A 19,122-nucleotide genomic window follows, 5' to 3' on the forward strand; every position below is an offset into this window, starting at 1 on the left:
CGCCGGCCGGCCGACCGAAGCGGCACGGACCGGCTAGTTGACCGGCCCTGTCCACTTCTCGCCCGGGCCCTTGCCGATCGGGTCGGGGATGGTCGATGCCTCGCGGAACGCGAGCTGCAATGAGCGCAGCCCGTCACGCAGCGAGCGTGCGTGCATGTCGCTGATCTCCGGTGCGCCGGCGGTGATGAGACCGGCCAGAGAGTTGATCAGCTTGCGAGCCTCGTCGAGATCGAGCTGCTCTGCCGCGTGCGGGTCGTCGGCGAGGCCGAGCTTGACCGCCGCTGCGCTCATGAGGTGCACGGCTGCGGTCGTGATGACCTCGACCGCCGGAACATCCGCGATGTCCCGGGTGGCGGAAGACGCCGCTTCCTCCTGCCGTGCCCAGCGCTCTTCGCGCTCGCGTGCAGCCTCATCCGATGCCTGGTTCGTCACTTCGCCTTGCCTTCTGTTAGACTGTGTCGGGCTCCGGAGCGTCATGCTCCGGTACGAAAGAGGATTCACTTCCCACCCGCGCTTGCCGTTCCAGGCTACCGGGTCTTGCACTCCACCGGATCGCGTCGTCAGACCGATGCGGCAGGCAGGGTGCGGAGCCGGCGTCTGAATGCCGGTGGGTGGGGGACGATTCTGATTTCGCCCGGGATGCTGACTGCGTCCTGGTGGCTGAATCCCATCGTCTAAGGAGTTACGCATCAGCGATCCCCGCACCAATGAGCGCATCCGCGTCCCCGAGGTCCGCCTCGTCGGCCCCGCGGGTGAGCAGATCGGCGTCGTCCGCATCGAGGCGGCGCTGCGCCTTGCGCAGGAAGCCGACCTCGACCTCGTCGAGGTCGCCCCGAACTCGAAGCCGCCTGTGGTCAAGATCATGGACTACGGCAAGTTCAAGTACGAAGCCGCCCAGAAGGAGAAGGAAGCTCGCCGCAACCAGGCGAACACCATCCTCAAGGAGGTCCGCTTCCGCCTGAAGATCGAGGCGCACGACTACACGACCAAGCTCAAGCGCGCCGAGGGCTTCCTCAAGGCCGGCGACAAGGTCAAGGCCATGATCCTGTTCCGCGGCCGTGAGCAGTCGCGACCCGAGCAGGGTGTCCGCCTCCTCCGCAAGTTCGCCGAGGACGTCGCCGAGCTCGGAACCGTCGAGTCGAACCCGACCATCGACGGTCGCAACATGGTCATGATCGTGGCTCCGCTCAAGAGCAAGTCCGAGGCCAAGCAGGAGCAGAACGCGGTTCGCGACGCCCAGCGCGCAGCGAACAAGCAGGCTGCTCGCGAAGCCAAGAGCGAGGCTGACGCACCGGCCGAGGCCGCAGCGGAGTAACTCCCGCCCCCAGACTCCCGCACCGCGGGTTGACACCGTCGCCTGAGAAGGCGCCATACGAAGGAAGAGAAGATGCCGAAGCAGAAGACCCACTCGGGTGCTAAGAAGCGCTTCAAGATCACCGGCAGCGGCAAGCTGAAGAAGCAGCAGGCCGGTATGCGCCACAACCTCGAGCACAAGTCGAGCCGGCGCACCCGTCGTCTGAACCAGGACCAGGTGCTCTCGAAGGCTGACACCAAGACGGCCAAGAAGCTTCTCGGCCGCTGACGCGCCCGACGCACGAATAGGAACACAGGAAAATGGCAAGAGTCAAGCGGGCGGTAAACGCCCACAAGAAGCGTCGGGTCATCCTCGAGCGCGCAAAGGGTTACCGCGGTCAGCGTTCGCGCCTGTACCGCAAGGCCAAAGAGCAGGTCATCCACTCGCTGGTCTACTCGTACCGTGACCGTCGCAAGCGCAAGGGCGACTTCCGTCGTCTCTGGATCCAGCGCATCAACGCTGCTGCACGCCAGAACGGCATCACGTACAACCGCTTCATCCAGGGCCTCGGTCTCGCGGGTGTCACTGTCGACCGTCGTATGCTCGCCGACCTCGCGGTCAACGACGCAGCGACCTTCACGACGCTGGTCGAGACGGCGAAGAAGGCTCTGCCCTCTGACGTCAACGCTCCGAAGTCCGCTGCGTAAGCAGCTCTTCACCACAGAGGACGCTCTCCTTCGGGAGGGCGTCCTCTGTCGTTCGCCCGGCGTTTGCGCAGGAACCGCTCTGCCGTTCTCTAGACTGTGAACGTGCTGGAGAACCCCCGTTCGCCCCGAGTCCGTGCCGTCGCCAAGCTGACCAAGCGCAGCGCGCGAGCAGAGACAGGGCTCTACCTCCTCGAAGGACCTCAGGCGGTCCGAGAGGCGCTGACCTACAGTCCCGAGGCGATCGTCGAGCTGTTCGCGACCCCCACCGGCTGGGAGAAGCATCCGGACATCCGCGCGAAGGCATCGGATGCCGGCATCGACGTCGAGCACGTGACCGAGTATGTGCTGAACGCGATGGCCGACACTGTCACACCGCAGGGACTGGTCGCGGTCGTCCGTCAGGCACCCACTTCTGTGCGCGACATCTTCGCGGGCTCCCCGCGTCTCGTCGCGATCTGCGAGGAGATCAGGGACCCGGGAAACCTCGGAACGATCATCCGGGCGGCCGACGCGGCGGGGGCGGATGCCGTCGTTCTCACCGGACGCACGGTCGACCCCTACAACCCGAAGGTCGTGCGTGCGACGACGGGGTCGCTGTTCCATCTGCCCGTGTCGGTGGGTGCGGAGCTCGCCGACGTGGTCGAGAAGGCACATGCTGCCGGTCTTCAGATCCTCGCTGCGGACGTGAAGGGCGACGATCTTCTTCGCGCCCGCGCAGACGGAGTCCTCGCCGAGCCGACGGCCTGGCTGTTCGGCAACGAGGCGCACGGTCTCGAAGACGAAGCGCTCGCCCAGGCCGACCAGGTGCTGAGGCTGCCGATCTTCGGTCGAGCCGAGTCACTGAATCTGGCCACGGCAGCGAGCGTCTGCCTCTACGAGAGCGCGTTCGCGCAGCGGGCGGCATCCTCCGCCTGATCGCAGCCGGCCAGGCGGTCTCTCGCTCTGCTGGTAGGTTTGTCCCTGCTCGAGCGGAGAAGGGGACCCAGGGTCGATGCAGATTCTGATCGTGGAGGACGACGAGCGCGTCGCCGCTGCACTCGAGGCATTCCTCGCGCGATCCGGATATGCGACCGTGCGCGCGGCAGACGGTGCGTCCGCCCTGCAGAAGCTGGGTGCGGACACCGAGGTGGTGCTCCTCGATCTCGGTCTGCCCGATGTGGACGGCATCGACCTCTGCCGCCGGATCCGCGGTCGCTCCGAGGTGCCGATCGTCATCGTGACAGCGCGCAACCAGGTCACCGAGCGCATCAGAGGGCTGCGGGCCGGAGCCGACGACTTCGTCGTCAAACCGTACGACGTGCATGAGCTCCTGGCTCGCATCGAGGCCGTCACTCGACGTTCGCGACCGGTGCGGCCGGAGTCCGAGGCGCGTGTGCGGCTGCAGGACGGCGATGTGGAGATCGACCTCATCGCTCGGCAGGTGCTCATCGACCGGTCGCCGATCGAACTCACTCGCAAGGAGTTCGACATCGTGGCGGTGCTCGCGCGGTACCCCGGAGTGGCCGTGCCGAAGGAGAGGCTCATCCGCGAGGTCTGGAACACCGACTGGCGCGGGTTCGGGCACTCCCTCGAGGTGCACGTCGGCGCGATCCGCAAGAAGGTGGGCCAGCGTCATCTGATCGAGACCGTGCGCGGTGTCGGCTACCGGCTGGCTGGATAGCCGTCGATGCGCAGACGTCTGGTCATCGTGTTCCTCGTGCCGCTCGTCGCGATCCTCGTGTCGTTGGGTGGCGCGACGGCGTGGAGCGCGACCCGCAGCATCCAGCAGGCGTTCTACGCCGAGCAGCTCGGTGACCTCGGATACTTCGTGACGAGTGCGCGACAGGCGCTGCGGTCGGGAAGCGCGACGGTGATCGATGCAGAGGCCGAACGCTTCCACGAGGTGTACGGCGTCGACGTCGTCGTGTTCGATCTCGCCGGCGGCGTGTGGGCCTCGGGAGAAGACGCAGCCGAGGTGCTGCCCGACGACGATGCCGCACGAGTCGGCCTCGCGCTCTCGGGACGCCGTGCCGACGCTCCTGAGCCGGTGTTCCCCTGGATCGCGGCGGAGTCCTCGCTCGTCGAGCCGGTCTTCGACGACGGCGACGTCATCGGCGCCGTCATGCTCTCCGCCGACGTCGAGGCGCCGAGAACGGAGATCCTGCGGCAGATCCTCGTGCTGACGCTCGTGTCGACGATGTCGATCGGGCTGGGCGTGCTGCTCGTGTTCCAACTCGCCAAGTGGGTGCTCTCTCCGGTGCGCCGTCTCGATGAGGCGATGATCGCGATCGAACGCGGCGAGATGGACGCCAGGGTCGCGGAGGACACCGGTCCACCCGAGCTGCGCCGGATGACCCGCGTCTTCAATGGCATGGCGGATGAGATCGAGCGCGTCATGACGCGTCAGCAGGAGTTCGCACTGAACGCCTCGCACGAGCTCCGCAACCCCCTCAACGCTCTGCTTCTGCGCGTCGAGCACCTCTCGACAGGCCTCGACGACGACTGGAAGGACGACGTCGAGGAGACGAGGGAGGAGGGACGCCGCATGGCTCGCATCCTCGAGACGCTCCTCGGGCTCGCACGGGGCGGACGCTCCGACACCACGATCTCGGCCGTCGATCTGACGACGCTCGCGGCCAGACGCGCCGATGCCTGGAGCGAGGTCGCCTCTCACCGGGGGATCCGCACACTCTCGACGGGGGCCGACCCGGTGATGAGCGTCACCGATCGCACGATCGTCGAGAGCGCGCTCGACGCGGTCATCGACAACGCGGTGAAGTTCTCTCCCGTCGACTCCGTCGTCGAGATCGGATCGCACCGCAGCGACGGACTCTGCGTACTGACCGTTCGCGATCACGGCCCAGGGCTGACCCGTGAGCAGGCGGCGAACGCCGCCGACCGATTCTGGCGGAGCGACGACAGCGGCGGGGCGCCTGGATCAGGGCTCGGCCTCGCTATCGCGACCGACCTCCTGGAGACGATCGGCGGGGAGCTGAGGGTCGACACCCCGGAGGGCGGCGGACTGCTGGTCTCGCTGCTGCTGCCGGACGGAGCTGCGGAATGAGCGGGCACGGCCTGCGCCGCGCACGCTGGCGCAGGATCGCCGCCGCGGCTGCGGTGCTGGTGATCGCGGGCGCGAGCAGCGCCTGCAGCACGCGATCGACAGACTGGGGCGACTCTCAGTACACGATCGCCGGAGGGGGATCGAACGGGGTGTACTACGCCTACGGTGCGGAGGTCGCTCGGGAGCTGTCGGGGTCGCTGGGCATCCGTATGGCAGTGGGAGAGACCGCCGGGTCGGTCGACAACCTCCTGCGCGTGAGCTCAGGGGAGGCCCTCCTCGGCTTCGCGCAGGGGGATGCCGCGGCAGACGCGGTCGCGGGGGCCGGGGCATTCGACGAGCCGCTGCCGGTGCAGGCCGTCGCCCGTCTGTATGACGAGTACCTCCACGTGGTCGTGCGTGCCGACTCTGACATCGTGGAACTCGGTGACCTCGCTGGGAAGACCGTATCGCTCGGCGCGGAGAACTCGGGCGTCAACGTCATCGCCGCACGAGCCCTGGATGCCGCAGAGGTCGACATCGCCTCGATAGCGGATCCGCAGCTCGACCTCAGCGAATCGATCAGCGCACTCGAGAGGTCGGGAATCGACGGATTCTTCTGGGTGGGGGGCATCCCGACGCCCGGCATCGCCGAACTGGCGGAGACGACCCCCGTGCGACTGGTGCCGGTGGAGCAGACCTGGGTCACCGCGATCAACACGCGCTACTCCGACGCGTACCGTCCGTCGGACTTCCCCGTGGGCCTCTACGGACTCGACGAGTCGGTGCCGACGATGGCGGTACCGAACTATCTGGTCACCTCGTCCGACACTCCGGACGGCGTCGTGCGAGACGTCCTCACGATCCTCTTCGACGGCCGCACGGATATCGCGCAGCGTGTGCCGGTCGCTTCTCTGCTCGACCGCAGGCAGGCGATCTTCACCGGGCCGGTCGACCTGCATCCCGGCGCGATCGAGTACTACCGAGACCAGCGCGACTGAGGCCTCAAGAAATCCTCAAGAAGTCTCATGCCAGCATGCTGCTCTGCCAATGTGGTGGTCGATCGCGCTCGATTCGACGGAGAATTCAGATGCCACAGAGCCCACGCCCTTCAGTCGGGCGCGCTCTCGGCCATTCCCGGGGATCGTCTCGTGATCGGATCCGGTCGGAGGCTTGCTGCCACGTTCTACTCGGGGGAGGAACGGAGCAGCAGGGACGCCCCCACGGTCCGCGGGGGCGGACCGTGGGGCACTCCGGCATTCGGGCGGGATCGGCCTCTTCGCGCGGTTACGAACGTGTAAATGTCGACGCATCAATGTGGAGCCACGTGATCGACCTGGCTAGTTTGGAGAAATGATGACCTCTGGTAAGCCTCTCGTCGTGGTCGACAACGTCCAGAAGCACTATGGCGACTTCCAGGCGCTCACGGATATCGACCTCACCGTGAACGCCGGTGAGGTGGTCGTGGTGATCGGGCCCTCCGGCTCGGGCAAGTCGACCCTGTGCCGCACGATCAACCGACTCGAGACGATCACGAGCGGCACGATCAGCATCGACGGCAAGGCGCTGCCGGCCGAAGGCAAGGGGCTCGCGAACCTGCGAGCCGATGTCGGCATGGTGTTCCAGTCGTTCAACCTCTTCGCGCACCTCACGATCCTCGAGAACGTCACCCTGGGCCCGATCAAGGTCCGCGGGATGAAGAAGGCCGATGCCGACAAGGAGGCGATGATGCTGCTCGAACGCGTCGGCGTCGCTCAGCAGGCGTCGAAGCTCCCCGCCCAGCTCTCGGGCGGACAGCAGCAGCGTGTCGCGATCGCCCGTGCCCTCGCCATGCAGCCCAAGGTCATGCTCTTCGACGAGCCGACCAGTGCGCTCGATCCCGAGATGATCAACGAGGTTCTCGACGTCATGGTCGAACTCGCCCGTGACGGCATGACGATGATCGTCGTGACCCACGAGATGGGCTTCGCGCGGAAGGCCGCCAACCGGGTCGTATTCATGGCCGACGGACGCATCGTCGAAGAGGCGACGCCCGAGGAGTTCTTCACGAACCCGAAGAGCGACCGCGCCAAGGACTTCCTCTCCAAGCTCCTCACACACTGACGAGCTCCACAGACCTTTGCACACACAGCACACGAAGGAGACGCACATGCGACGCACACGCACACTGGCAGGAATCGGGATCGCGACGGTGGCACTGTTCGCGCTGACCGCCTGCAACAGCGGCAGCCCGTCCGACCCCGGCGCCGGAACCGGCGGCGACGAGGGCGAGGACTCCACCTGGTTCGAAGTCGCCGAAGACGTGCAGCTCGAGGGCAGCCCGACGTTCGACGCCATCCAGGAGCGCGACAAGGTCGTCGTCGGCGTCAAGGAGGACCAGCCCGGTCTCGGCTACCTCGACGTGACGACGGGGGAGCGCACCGGCTTCGACGTCGACATCGCCCGGTGGATCGCCGCATCGCTCGGCTACGACGAGGACAAGATCGAGTTCAAGCCGATCGCCTCGGCGAACCGCGAGCAGGCGATCACGAACGGTGACATCGACTACTACGTCGGCACCTACTCGATCAACGACAAGCGCAAGGAGCTCATCGACTTCGCCGGCCCGTACTTCGTCACCGGCCAGGGACTCCTGGTCGCCGCTGATGCGGACGAGGCCGAGGCGCTCGAGGACTTCAACGGCAAGACCGTCTGCTCTGCGACCGGCTCGACGCCGATCCAGAACATCAAGGCGAACTTCCCCGACATCAAGACGCAGGAGTACGACCTGTACTCCGCCTGCGTCCAGGACCTCATCGACGGCAAGGTCGACGCGGTGACCACCGACCAGGCGATCCTGATCGGCTATGCAGCGCAGTACCCGGACGATGTGAAGGTCACCGGCGGCCTCTTCACCGAGGAGCGCTACGGTGTCGGCCTCACGAAGGGTGATGACGCGCTGCGCACGCACATCAACGACCTCTTCACCGACAACGGCGACATCTGGCAGGCGATCTTCGACGCGAACCTCGGTTCCAGCGGCATCGAGGTCGAGCAGCCCGAGGTCGACGCGTACTGATCGACATGGGCGGCCTCCTCACGGAGGCCGCCCACTCATTCTGAAGAAGGGAGGGTGGCGTGGACGTCATCTTCGGCAATCTCGACCTGTGGGGACAGGCGATCAGCAACACGCTGATCGTGTTCTTCGCCGGCGGGATCATCGCACTGATCCTCGGCCTGATCGTCGGGGCGATGCGTGTATCTCCCGTACCCATCGCCCGCGGCGTCGGCACCGTGTACGTGAACACCGTGCGCAACACCCCGCTCACCCTCGTCTTCTTCTTCTTCATCTTCGGGTACCCGCAGCTCGGGCTTCCTGATCTGTCGAACCTCGTGCTCGGCATCCTCGCCATCGGCATCTACACGGCGACGTATGTCGCCGAGGTGCTGAGGGCCGGAATCAACACGGTCCCCGTCGGCCAGGCTGAGGCGGCGCGAGCGATCGGGCTTCCCTTCGGCCAGGTGATGGGCCTCGTGATCCTCCCGCAGGCGTTCCGCTCGGTGGTCCCTCCGATGATGAGCGTCTTCATCGCGCTGCTCAAGAACACGACCGTCGCCGCCGGATTCTCGGTCGCCGAACTCGCGGCGCTGCGCTCGACGATCAACGACTCGGCCGATCGCCCCGGCAACCCGATGGAGGTCCTCCTCTGGGTCGCGGTGGTGTTCGTCGCCCTGGTGCTGCTGTTGAGCTGGCTGCAGCGATATCTCGAGAACCGATGGAGGATCGCGCGATGAGCTCTGTACTGTACGACGTCCCGGGACCCCGGGCGATCGCCCGCAACCGCGTCATCGCGGTCGCCACCATTCTTCTCGTCCTGGTCGCTGTCGGCTTCATCGTCCTGCGGATGGTGGAGACGGGGCAGTTCTCGGCTGAGAAGTGGTTCGTGTTCACGTTCTCCAACGTGTGGATGGGCATCTTCAAGGCACTGGGCAACACTCTCGCCGCGTTCGCGCTGGCTGCTCTGCTCAGCATCGTCCTCGGTTTCGTGCTCGCGATCGGGCGTCTCTCCGAGCACGCATGGGTGCGGATTCCGGTGACCGCGATCACCGAGCTGTTCCGTGCAGTGCCGGTGCTGGTCTTCATGATGCTGCTCTACTACGGGCTTCCCGTGGTCGGCATCAAGATGGATCCGTACTGGGCGGTCGTCATCGCGCTCATGGCGTACAACGGCTCCGTGCTCGCAGAGGTGCTGAGGGCCGGTATCGAGTCCCTGCCTCGGGGGCAGAAGGAAGCGGGCTACGCGATCGGACTCCGCAAGAGCGGGGTCATGCGTCTCATCCTGCTGCCGCAGGCGATCCGGGCGATGCTCCCGGTGATCGTCGCCCAGCTGGTCGTGACGATGAAGGACACCGCCCTCGGATTCATCATCACCTACCCGGAGCTGCTGTATTACGCGAAGCAGCTGACATCGCAGCAGGGGCGTCCGATCCTGCAGTCGGCGTTCGTGATCGGCGGCATCTACATCGTCATGTGCCTGATCCTCTCGGGCATCGCGAAATGGGTGGAGATCAGCACCCGTCGTTCGCCGAAGGTCAAGGCGATCCAGGCGGCAGCAGACCCCCGTCAGCACGGCGATGGCACCAACACCGAGCTCATCACTCTGCAGCGTCGCGGCAGTGGCCTGGATGGCACCGCGGGCGGGGGCGGCGCGGTCTGAGGGCCTGCCGTCATGCGCGTCGAACCGGTCTCCGAGTATCCGCCCGCGACGAGCCGAACGCTCGCGGAGTGGTTGGATGCCGACCTCGCCGCGCTCCATGGCACGGAGTCCCGATCTCGGCTGCGTGAGATCGCCGACGCTCGCGCGATGCGCCGTGCGATGTGGGCATCGTTCCTCGCACTCGGCTCGTCGTCCGTGATCCTCGGTCTCGTCCTGCTCGCGGTCGGCGTCCCGCCGTCCGCGCACGTGCCGCTGATGATCGTCGGCGGCGTCATCGCCGTCGCCTCCGGCCTGTTCTTCGGACGGGTGAGAGGCTGGCTCCCGAGACCCGGCACGTCGTACACGACCAGGGGCGCCGGTGCGCTCGGAGGTGGCCTCATCGCCGCCGCGAGCATCTTCGGGGCGATCAACGTCTTCCTGATCCCCGGGATCGTCTCTTCGGTCGACCCGGTGCCGCTCCTCGCGCTCGACGCCGGCCTCGCGCTCGTGCTCGTCTCGGTGTTCGTGATCCCGGCGGCGATAATCGGCCGGGGACGACACACGCTGCGCCGCGAGGCAGCTCGGAACCAGCGACTCGCGGCGGCTCTCGACCATGACCGAGTCACCTGGGGGCCCGGAGTCGCGGTGCCGATGTTCGGACCGCTCTGAGCCTCGCCTCGGCAGAGCGCAGTCCCTGGCCCCCGGTAGACTCCTGTCTCGTGTCTGAGTCTCCCGAAATCACCCCGGAAGCGGTCGAAGCCGCCGTCGCGGCCGCGCTCGAAGCGATCACCGCAGCTGTCGATACCACCGAGCTGAAGGCGGCGAGAGCCGCTCACGTCGCAGACGGTTCTCCTCTCGCCATCCTGAACGCCTCGATGCGGCAGGTGGCTCCCGAGAACAAGGCGGCCTTCGGCAAGCTCGTCGGTCAGGGTCGCGGTCAGGTCACGAAGGCCCTCGCCGCCAAGGAGGAGGAGCTCGCCGCCGCCGAGGTCGCCGCCCGCCTCGAAGCCGAGCGCGTCGACATCACCGCCGTTCCCTCCCGCACGCGCGTCGGTGCGCGGCATCCGCTCACCCTGCTCAGCGAGCAGGTCTCCGACATCTTCGTCGGCATGGGCTGGGAGATCGCGGAAGGGCCTGAGCTCGAGCATGAGTGGTTCAACTTCGACGCCCTGAACTTCGACGTCGACCACCCCGCTCGCCAGGAGCAGGACACGTTCTATGTCGACCCGCCCTCGCGGCACCTCGTGATGCGCACGCACACGAGCCCCGTGCAGGTGCGCTCGATGCTCGACCGCGACCTGCCCATCTATGTGCTGTGCCCCGGTCGCGTGTACCGCACCGACGAGTTCGATGCGACGCACCTGCCCGTCTTCACGCAGTTCGAGGGTCTGGTCGTCGACAAGGGCATCTCGATGGCGCACCTCAAGGGCACACTCGACCACGTCGCTCGTCAGCTCTTCGGCCCCGAGGCCAAGACGCGCTTCCGCACGAACTTCTTCCCCTTCACCGAGCCGTCTGCCGAGCTCGACCTGTGGCACCCGACCTTCAAGGGCGGCGCCCGCTGGATCGAGTGGGGCGGCTGCGGAATGATCAATCCGAACGTGCTGCGTGCGGCGGGGATCGACCCCGACGTCTACAGCGGCTTCGCTTTCGGTATGGGCGTCGAGCGAGGACTCATGTTCCGCAGCGATGTGCAGGACATGCGGGACATGGCAGAGGGCGATGTCCGTTTCAGCGAGCAGTACGGGATGGTGGTGTGATGCGCGTCCCGCTTTCGTGGCTGCGTGAGTACGTCGATCTGGCAGCGGATGCGACGCCCGAAGATGTCCTGGCGGCGATGGTGACCGTCGGGTTCGAAGAGGAGGACGTCCACCGCTTCGAGATCTCGGGTCCCGTCGTGGTCGGACAGGTCGTCTCCCTCGAGGGGGAGCCGCAGTCGAACGGCAAGACGATCAACTGGTGCCAGGTCGACGTCGGCGAGGCGAACGGCGGCATCCGCGGGATCGTCTGCGGCGCACACAACTTCGTCGCCGGCGACAAGGTCGTCGTGACTCTGCCGGGCGCCGTGCTGCCAGGCCCGTTCCCGATCGCTGCTCGCAAGACCTACGGTCACGTGTCCGACGGCATGATCGCTTCGGCGCGCGAGCTGGGTCTCGGTGATGAGCACAACGGCATCCTCGTGCTGGCAGACCTCGGTATCGACGCCCCCGTCGGAACCGACGCCATCAGCCTGCTCGGACTCGATGACGTCGCTGTCGAGATCAACGTCACGCCCGACCGCGGGTACGCGTTCTCGCTGCGTGGCGTCGCCCGCGAGTACTCGCACGCGACCGGCGCGACCTTCCGCGACCCGGCCGAGCGCGACTTCGCCGAGCTCCAGCCCGGAACCGGTCACACCGCGATCGTCGACGACGCCGCCCCCGTGCGCGGCCGCGTCGGCGCGAGCGAGTTCGTCACCAGGGTCGTCCGCGATGTCGACCCGTCGCGCCCGACCCCGCCGTGGATGATCGCTCGCCTGTCGCTCGCCGGCATGCGCTCGCTCGGCATCCTGATCGACATCACCAACTACGTGATGCTCGAGCTGGGGCAGCCGCTGCACGGATACGACCTCGACAAGCTCGCGGGTGGCATCATTGTGCGCCGCGCGACCCCCGGTGAGAAGATGACGACTCTCGACGGCCAGGAGCGAAAGCTCCATGTCGAGGATCTCCTGATCACCGATGGATCCGGGCCCATCGGCCTGGCCGGTGTCATGGGCGGCGGCACGACCGAGATGAGCGACACGACGCGCAATGTCCTCATCGAGGCCGCGACGTTCGACCCCGTGACGATCGCGCGCACCGCCCGTCGTCACAAGCTCCCCAGTGAGGCGTCAAAGCGCTTCGAGCGCGGCGTCGACCCCCTCGTGCCGTTCGTCGCCGCTCGTCGAGCCGCCGACCTGATGGTCGAGTTCGCCGGTGGCACGCTCACCGAAGAGGGCGGCGCGCTCTTCGCCGAGGTCTTCGTGGCCGACATCGAGCTGCCGAGAGGCTTCGTGCAGGGACTCATCGGCGTCGACTACTCCGACGACGAGATCGTGGGTGCGCTCACGACGATCGGCGGCGAGGTCACCGAGGTAGATGCCGGCTGGGCCGTCATCCCGCCGACCTGGCGCCCCGACCTCACCGACAAGTGGTCTCTCGCCGAAGAGGTCGCGCGCATCCACGGTCTCGACCGCATCCCCTCGGTGCTGCCGACGCCTCCCTCCGGCCGTGGCCTGACGCCGCACCAGCAGGGGCGCCGTCGCGTCGCTGACGCGCTGGCGGCAGCCGGTCTCGTCGAGACGCCCTCGTTCCCCTTCACGACCGAGGCCGAGAACGACCTGCACGGTTCGGCGTCGGGAGAGCACCTGCCCAGCATCCGGCTCGCGAACCCGCTCGACGGCTCTGCGCCGTTCCTGCGTCGCTCGCTCGTCCCCGGGCTGCTGCAGATCGCGCACCGCAACATCTCGCGCGGCCTCACGGATCTCGCGCTGTTCGAGACCGGAGTCGTGTTCCTTCCTGAGCCGGGTGTCGACTACGGAACCGACGAGGTGCCTCCGCTCGGCGTGCGTCCGTCAGACGAGACCCTCGCCGCGCTGAACGCGTCGATCCCGCCGCAGCACCGCCACGTCGCGGCGCTGTTCACGGGCAATGTCGTCGCACGACAGCCCGGACGCGCCGCCGAGCCGTCCGGACTCTCCGAGGCACTGGATGCCGCCAGAGTCATCGCGGCAGCCGCCGGCGTGGACATCGATGTGGCCCAGGGCGAGCGCACGGCACTGCACCCCGGGCGCACCGGCGTGCTCACCGTCGGCGACGTCGAGGTCGGATACGTCGGAGAACTCCACCCCGACGTCGCAGCGGGAGCAGACCTGCCGGGTCGCGCGACCGTGCTCGAGCTCGACCTCGATCAGGTCCTCGGGCTGGGGGGCGGCCGAGCTGTCGCCGCCTCGCTCTCGACGTTCCCCGCTGCGACGCAGGACGTGTCGCTCGTGCTGGGCGCCGATGTCCCCGCAGGCTCGGTACGCGCTGCACTGGCCGAAGGCGCGGGGGAGCTCCTCGAGGCGATCCGTCTCGTCGACGACTACCGCGGCGAAGGCGTCGCCGAAGGACAGAAGAGCCTCACCTTCGCGTTGCGGTTCCGCGCGAGCGATCGCACGCTCACCGCCGCAGAGGCGACCGAGGCGAAGCTCGCGGGTGTCGCTGTGGCGGCCGAGCGCTTCGGCGCGACTCTGCGCGACTGACATCGCCGAGAGCGGGCTGCATCCCAGTGCGGGATGCAGTCCGCCGCCTCGCCCTCGAGCCGGCTGTGATCGTCACCGCCGAGCCGACCTGACATCGGCCTGCCCCGAGATAGCGTGTCGTGATGAGCATCCTCCCCCACAGCACACCTGCGGCGGTTCCCGATGGCGTCCGACCGATCGGCGAGGCGCCCTTCCTCGCCCCGGGCGATCAGATCTCCTGGCATTACCGGAAGCCGGGGTGGCAGCCCGGCGACGCATCGACGATCACTCCCATGCGAGTGGTCCGCGACGACGAGCGGGGCCTCATCGCCTGGCTCGCTCCGGGCACGCTGCAGGAGGGGCAGGGCACTCCTGCGGGCGAACGCGTCCGGACGGTTCCCCTCGAGCGACGATGGCTCGACCCGCGGACACGGATCGTGGAGGAGTGGTGGGGCAACGGCATCCTGCGGATCGCCCCGGCGGGTGCCGCGTGGTCGGTGTGGCTCTTCTGGAGCGATGTGAGCGGCTCGGACTGGCAGTTCGCCGGCTGGTACGTGAACCTCGAGAACGCGCACCTGCGCACCGACAGCGATACGTACTCTTCGGACCACATCCTCGACGTCGAGATCGAGCCGGACGGACGGGTGCACCTGAAGGATGAGGACGAGGTGATCGCTGCCGTCGAGCAGGGCCGCCTCACATCCGAGCAGGCGGCGCAGATCGAGCGGCACGCGGACGCGGCGATCGCGTCGTTCCGCGAGGCTGACTGGCCCTTCGCCCCGGAATGGCTCGACTGGCGGCCGGATCCCTCCTGGACCGTTCCGGAGCTGACAGGGCTGTCCGACCTCCGCCTGCGGTGAACCCGGCATCCGCCGTGAGCGGAAGGACCTTCCCCTCGCACGGCGAAGATGGTGGCATGGGTCCATGACTGACGTTCTGATCCTCGGCGGGACCGGCTGGTTGTCCGGTCGGATCGCCAGACGCCTGCTGGTGAACGGGGCGACAGTGATGTGCCTCGCGCGAGGAGGGCGACCGTCCCCGGAGGGGGCGAGCCTGGTTCTGGCCGATCGTGACGACGCCGACGCCTACGACGCCGTCTGCGGTCGCGACTGGGACCACGTGATCGACGTCTCATCGAATGCGGCGCATGTCGCGGCGGCAGTCGAGGCGCTCGGCGCGCGAGCAGCCCGCTGGACGTACGTGTCGTCGATGTCTGCATATTCCGATGACGAGACGGCCGGGGCAGACGAGTCCGCGCCGTTGCATATGCCGGCCCGCGCCGGAGATGACTACGAGTATGGGCCGCAGAAGGTGGCCGCGGAGAACGCGGTTCGGACGCTCGGCGACCGAATGCTGATCGTGCGCCCGGGGCTGATCGTCGGCAAGGACGATCCGAGCGATCGCTTCGGATACTGGGCTGCGGCGTTCCTGCGCGCTCACGACGAACCGGTGCTGCTCCCACGTGCCGACGGACGCGACGTGCAGGTGATCGACGTCGATGACCTGTCGGAGTTCATCAGCACGACCACCGCCACCGGCGCGATCAACACGATCGGCGACCGGTACCCGATGGCCGAGGTCATCGAGGCGGTGCGCACGCACGCCGGGCACCGGGGAGACACGGTGACGGCGACGGACGACTGGCTCGTCGAGAACGACGTGGAGTACTGGGCAGGGGAGCGATCGCTGCCGCTGTGGCTGCCAAGCGACATGACGGGTTTCATGACGAGGTCGAACGCGCTTTACCGTGCGGCCGGGGGCGAGCTGCGCCCGCTCGACGAGACGATCGCTGCCGTGGTCGAAGACGAGCAGGAACGCGGTGTCGATCGCGAGCGGCGAGCCGGTCTGACCCGAACCGACGAACTCGCGCTGCTCCAGCTTCTGCCCTGACGGCGCGCGTCGCTAGACTCCGAGTAGTGACACGGGGTGCCGCATCCGCGGCTGAGAACAGACCCGTCGAACCTGATCTAGTTCGTACTAGCGAAGGGATGTCGCATTGAGCGATCGTCTGCGTCCTGAATCCGAATCGACCCTGGTCGCCTCGGCCGCCGAGCTCTTGTCCGAGCTGCGCGAGAGTCCACCTCTGACCCACTGCATCACCAACAGCGTCGTCACGGGGTTCACCGCCAACGTGCTGCTCGCCCTCGGCGCGGCGCCGGCGATGGTCGACATCGTCGATGAAGCCGGCATGTTCGCCGGGGTGGCCTCCGGTGTGCTGATCAACCTCGGCACGCCGACCCCCGGGCAGCGGGCGGCGAGCCTCGAAGCCGCCGCCGGCGCGGTCGCCGCAGGAATTCCGTGGGTGCTGGATCCCGTCGCGATCGGCGCTCTGCCGGTGCGCACGGCCCTCGCTCACGAGCTTGTCGCCTCGCGCCCCACGGCGATCAGAGGGAATGCGTCCGAGATCCTCGCACTCGCCGGACTCAGTGCAGGCGGCCGCGGTGTGGACGCGGTCGATACGACCGACTCCGCGGCAGAGGCAGCGCTCGCTCTCGCCACGCGTCATGGCTCTGTGGTCGCAGTGTCCGGGCCGGTCGACCTGGTGACCGATGGCGTCCGGCTGCTACGCATAGCGAACGGTCACGAGCTGCTCACCCGGGTCACCGGCGGTGGGTGCGCGTTGGGCGCCGTCATGGCCGCGTTCCTCGGCGCCGCTCGCTCGACCTCGGCCGATCCGCTCACGGCGGTGGGCTCGGCGAGCCTCGTCTACACGATCGCCGCCGAGCGGGCCGCGGTGCACGTCGCGGGCCCCGGCACCTTCGCCGTCGCTCTGCTCGACGCGCTCGCCGCCGTGCAGCCGGCTGACCTGGTGGCCTCCGCGCGTGTGCAGGAGCAGACGCTGTGATCGCCGACCTCTCGCTCTACCTCGTCACGGATGCCGACCTCTGCGGTGAGCGGGGTGTCGTCGAGACCGTGCGCCTGGCGGTCGACGGGGGAGTTCGTATCGTGCAGCTGCGTGACAAGAGCGCGACCGATGCCGAGACCGCCGATCAGCTGGTCGAGCTGTCGCGCGTGATCGCCGGCCGCGCGCTCCTCCTGGTGAACGATCGTGTCGACGCGGTGCTCGCCGCTCGCGACCGGGGCGCGCGCGTCGACGGTGTGCATCTCGGTCAGGGGGATGCGTCGGTGGAACGGGCGCGAGAGCGACTGGGTGCCGAGGCGATCATCGGGTTGACGGCGAACACACCCGAGCACCTCGACGCGGTGGCGGCTCTGCCTGCCGGCGTGGTCGACTATCTCGGCGTCGGTGTGATCCGCCCCACGAGCACCAAACCCGACCATCCGCCGGCACTGGGCATCGACGGCTTCCGGTCGCTCGTCGCGACGTGCGCTCTTCCCTGCGTGGCCATCGGCGGGGTGGGCATCGATGACACCGAGCGTCTTCGCGACGCGGACGCGGCGGGCCTCGCGGTGGTCTCGGCCGTCTGCGCCGCCGTCGATCCGAGGCAGGCTGCACAGGCGTTCCTCCGGCGGTGGCGAGCGTCAGGCACGCCGCGGGTCCTCAGCATCGCCGGGAGCGACCCTTCGGGCGGTGCGGGAATCCAAGCCGACCTCAAGTCCATCGCCGCGAACGGCGGGTACGGCATGGCGGCTCTGACCGCACTCACCGCTCAGAACACCGCGGGAGTGCGGGCGGTGCATGTGCCGCCCGCGGAGTTTCTGCGTGAGCAGCTCGCCGCGATCTCAGACGACATCGTCATCGATGCGGTCAAGATCGGGATGCTGGCGAACGCCGACGTGATCCGCACGGTCGCCGACTGGCTCGATGCCGTGCGGCCGCCGATCGTCGTGCTCGACCCGGTCATGGTCGCGACCAGTGGCGATCGGCTTCTCGACCGGGATGCCGAGGTCGCGCTGCGCGGACTCCTCGAACGCGCGCATGTCGTGACGCCCAACCTCGCGGAGCTCGCTGCGCTCGCCGACCACGCGATCGACGGGTGGGACGACGCGCTCGAGGCCGCTGCCGCGCTCTCCGACCGGATCGGTGCGGCGGTGCTCGTGAAGGGAGGGCATCTCGACGGCGACGACGTTCCCGACGCGGTGATCGACGCGGCCGGGGGAGTGACTCGGGTATATCCGGGTACGCGCATCCCGACTCGCAACACGCATGGCACGGGGTGCTCGCTCTCGTCGGCGCTCGCCACCCGGCTCGCGAGGGGCGAGTCACTCATCGACGCGGTCGGCTCGGCCCGCTCGTGGCTGCGGGAGTCGTTGACACAGAGCGATGCACTCCACGTCGGGCGAGGGCACGGGCCGATCAACCACTTCGGAGGCCTGTGGCGACGTGGCGGACTCGAGACCGTTCCTGACCGGGCGCACATCCGGGACCAGTGGTGGGAGCGGATCGCGCACCTCCGGGCCGACATCGACGAGCTGCCGTTCATCGGCGCTCTCGCTGACGGGACGCTGGACCGTGAGTGGTTCCTGTTCTACCTCCGACAGGACGCGCTGTATCTCCGGGAGTACGCCAGGGTGCTCGCCGAGGCCGCGCGGCTCGCCCCGACATCGCACGAACAGGCGTTCTGGGCGCAGTCGGCCCACGGCTCGATCGCCGGAGAGCTCGAACTCCATGCCTCGTGGCTGACCCCCGGCTCGGGCGTGGAGGAGGGGACCTTCGCCGCGGATCCGGCGCCAGCGACCGTCGCGTACCTCGATCATCTGCGTTCCGTGGCCTTCGGCGGAGACCACGCCGAGCTCATCGCCGCCGTGCTGCCCTGCTTCTGGCTCTACACGGATCTCGGAAGGCGCCTGCACGCGGGTGCGTTCGGCGAGTACGCCCGTGATCCCGAGCATCCGTATGCGTCGTGGCTCGCGACCTACGCCGATCCGGCCTTCGAGAACGTGACGGAGCAGGCGATCGACTTCGTGATGGACGCGGCGACGCAGGCGGACGCCCCGCGGCGTCGACGGATGCTCCGAGCGTTCGAGGTCTCGAGTGCGCACGAGCTCGCGTTCTTCGCAGCCCCCGGAGCCCACGCGTCTCGCAGATGACGGACCGGATTTGCGCATGCCGCGACGAGCGCGCTATCGTCGCGGCATGCCTTCGGCCGCCACCGCAACTCTGACGCTCGTTCCGAGCGTCATCGCCGTGCGCCGACGCCGCAGCGGCCGCCGACTCTAGGCGACCCTGCGCTTCTGCCTGCATACGCACGGCGGTCGAGTGCCGGTGTCGCCGCCCCGGT

Annotated in this window: 19 protein-coding genes and 1 riboswitch; of the genes, 18 read left to right on the forward strand and 1 reads right to left on the reverse strand. The window is 68.0% G+C overall.

Features of this window, described 5'->3' with window-relative positions; translation table 11 throughout:
• Window positions 1–33: 33 nt before the first annotated feature.
• On the reverse strand, window positions 34–432 hold the full coding sequence (locus RQG82_RS19215) for a DUF1844 domain-containing protein (protein ID WP_042536542.1): 399 nt from the start codon (window positions 430–432) through the stop codon (window positions 34–36).
• Window positions 433–664: 232 nt separating this feature from the next.
• Between RQG82_RS19215 and infC the strand changes: the two genes are divergently transcribed.
• From infC to RQG82_RS19305, 18 genes are all read left to right on the forward strand, one after another.
• Window positions 665–1,315, forward strand: a complete 651-nt coding sequence (infC, locus tag RQG82_RS19220) for a translation initiation factor IF-3 (RefSeq protein ID WP_311260412.1) — start codon at window positions 665–667, stop codon at window positions 1,313–1,315.
• Between the two features lie 72 nt (window positions 1,316–1,387).
• Window positions 1,388–1,582, forward strand: coding sequence for a 50S ribosomal protein L35 (gene rpmI, locus RQG82_RS19225; protein WP_036278714.1), 195 nt, complete (start codon window positions 1,388–1,390; stop codon window positions 1,580–1,582).
• A 32-nt stretch (window positions 1,583–1,614) separates the two neighbouring features.
• A complete protein-coding gene (rplT, locus tag RQG82_RS19230; RefSeq protein ID WP_029262486.1) occupies window positions 1,615–2,001 on the forward strand; it encodes a 50S ribosomal protein L20 in 387 nt (128 codons plus the stop codon).
• A gap of 102 nt (window positions 2,002–2,103) precedes the next feature.
• Window positions 2,104–2,916 (forward strand): RNA methyltransferase, encoded by an 813-nt coding sequence (locus RQG82_RS19235; RefSeq protein ID WP_311260387.1) that lies wholly within the window; start codon window positions 2,104–2,106, stop codon window positions 2,914–2,916.
• A 76-nt stretch (window positions 2,917–2,992) separates the two neighbouring features.
• Window positions 2,993–3,661 carry a response regulator transcription factor gene (locus tag RQG82_RS19240; protein WP_311260388.1) on the forward strand — a complete coding sequence of 223 codons (669 nt, stop codon included), beginning with the start codon at window positions 2,993–2,995 and terminating at the stop codon, window positions 3,659–3,661.
• A gap of 6 nt (window positions 3,662–3,667) precedes the next feature.
• Window positions 3,668–5,044, forward strand: coding sequence for a HAMP domain-containing sensor histidine kinase (locus RQG82_RS19245; RefSeq protein ID WP_311260389.1), 1,377 nt, complete (start codon window positions 3,668–3,670; stop codon window positions 5,042–5,044).
• Window positions 5,041–6,021 carry a TAXI family TRAP transporter solute-binding subunit gene (locus tag RQG82_RS19250; protein WP_311260390.1) on the forward strand — a complete coding sequence of 327 codons (981 nt, stop codon included), beginning with the start codon at window positions 5,041–5,043 and terminating at the stop codon, window positions 6,019–6,021. Before RQG82_RS19245 ends, RQG82_RS19250 begins: the two co-directional genes overlap by 4 nt.
• Window positions 6,022–6,373: 352 nt before the next feature.
• The gene (locus RQG82_RS19255; RefSeq protein ID WP_396653639.1) at window positions 6,374–7,123 is read left to right on the forward strand and encodes an amino acid ABC transporter ATP-binding protein; all 750 of its coding nucleotides are present in this window, start codon (window positions 6,374–6,376) and stop codon (window positions 7,121–7,123) included.
• A 46-nt stretch (window positions 7,124–7,169) separates the two neighbouring features.
• Window positions 7,170–8,078: a glutamate ABC transporter substrate-binding protein gene (locus RQG82_RS19260; RefSeq protein WP_311260391.1), complete on the forward strand. Its 909-nt coding sequence runs from the start codon at window positions 7,170–7,172 to the stop codon at window positions 8,076–8,078.
• 59 nt (window positions 8,079–8,137) lie between these two features.
• The gene (locus RQG82_RS19265) at window positions 8,138–8,794 is read left to right on the forward strand and encodes an amino acid ABC transporter permease (protein WP_042536554.1); all 657 of its coding nucleotides are present in this window, start codon (window positions 8,138–8,140) and stop codon (window positions 8,792–8,794) included.
• Entirely contained in the window at window positions 8,791–9,717 is a 927-nt protein-coding gene (locus RQG82_RS19270; protein WP_311260392.1) for an amino acid ABC transporter permease, read from the forward strand. The genes RQG82_RS19265 and RQG82_RS19270 overlap by 4 nt, the downstream gene beginning before the upstream one ends.
• 12 nt (window positions 9,718–9,729) lie before the next feature.
• Complete coding sequence (locus RQG82_RS19275; RefSeq protein WP_311260393.1) at window positions 9,730–10,365, forward strand: hypothetical protein; 636 nt, start codon at window positions 9,730–9,732, stop codon at window positions 10,363–10,365.
• Between the two features lie 50 nt (window positions 10,366–10,415).
• Complete coding sequence (gene pheS, locus RQG82_RS19280; RefSeq protein WP_311260394.1) at window positions 10,416–11,456, forward strand: phenylalanine--tRNA ligase subunit alpha; 1,041 nt, start codon at window positions 10,416–10,418, stop codon at window positions 11,454–11,456.
• Window positions 11,456–13,960, forward strand: a complete 2,505-nt coding sequence (gene pheT / locus RQG82_RS19285) for a phenylalanine--tRNA ligase subunit beta (RefSeq protein ID WP_311260395.1) — start codon at window positions 11,456–11,458, stop codon at window positions 13,958–13,960. Before pheS ends, pheT begins: the two co-directional genes overlap by 1 nt.
• A 122-nt stretch (window positions 13,961–14,082) precedes the next feature.
• A complete protein-coding gene (locus RQG82_RS19290) occupies window positions 14,083–14,799 on the forward strand; it encodes a DUF402 domain-containing protein (RefSeq protein ID WP_311260396.1) in 717 nt (238 codons plus the stop codon).
• A 64-nt stretch (window positions 14,800–14,863) separates the two neighbouring features.
• Entirely contained in the window at window positions 14,864–15,829 is a 966-nt protein-coding gene (locus tag RQG82_RS19295; RefSeq protein WP_311260397.1) for an NAD-dependent epimerase/dehydratase family protein, read from the forward strand.
• Between the two features lie 22 nt (window positions 15,830–15,851).
• Window positions 15,852–15,945, forward strand: a riboswitch (TPP riboswitch).
• Entirely contained in the window at window positions 15,936–16,784 is an 849-nt protein-coding gene (gene thiM / locus RQG82_RS19300) for a hydroxyethylthiazole kinase (protein WP_311260398.1), read from the forward strand. Its footprint overlaps the riboswitch before it by 10 nt.
• Entirely contained in the window at window positions 16,781–18,931 is a 2,151-nt protein-coding gene (locus RQG82_RS19305; protein ID WP_311260399.1) for a bifunctional hydroxymethylpyrimidine kinase/phosphomethylpyrimidine kinase, read from the forward strand. Before thiM ends, RQG82_RS19305 begins: the two co-directional genes overlap by 4 nt.
• Window positions 18,932–19,122 lie beyond the last annotated feature (191 nt).

The sequence above is a fragment of the Microbacterium sp. WCS2018Hpa-9 genome, assembly GCF_031843745.1.
Taxonomy (GTDB): Bacteria; Actinomycetota; Actinomycetes; order Actinomycetales; family Microbacteriaceae; genus Microbacterium.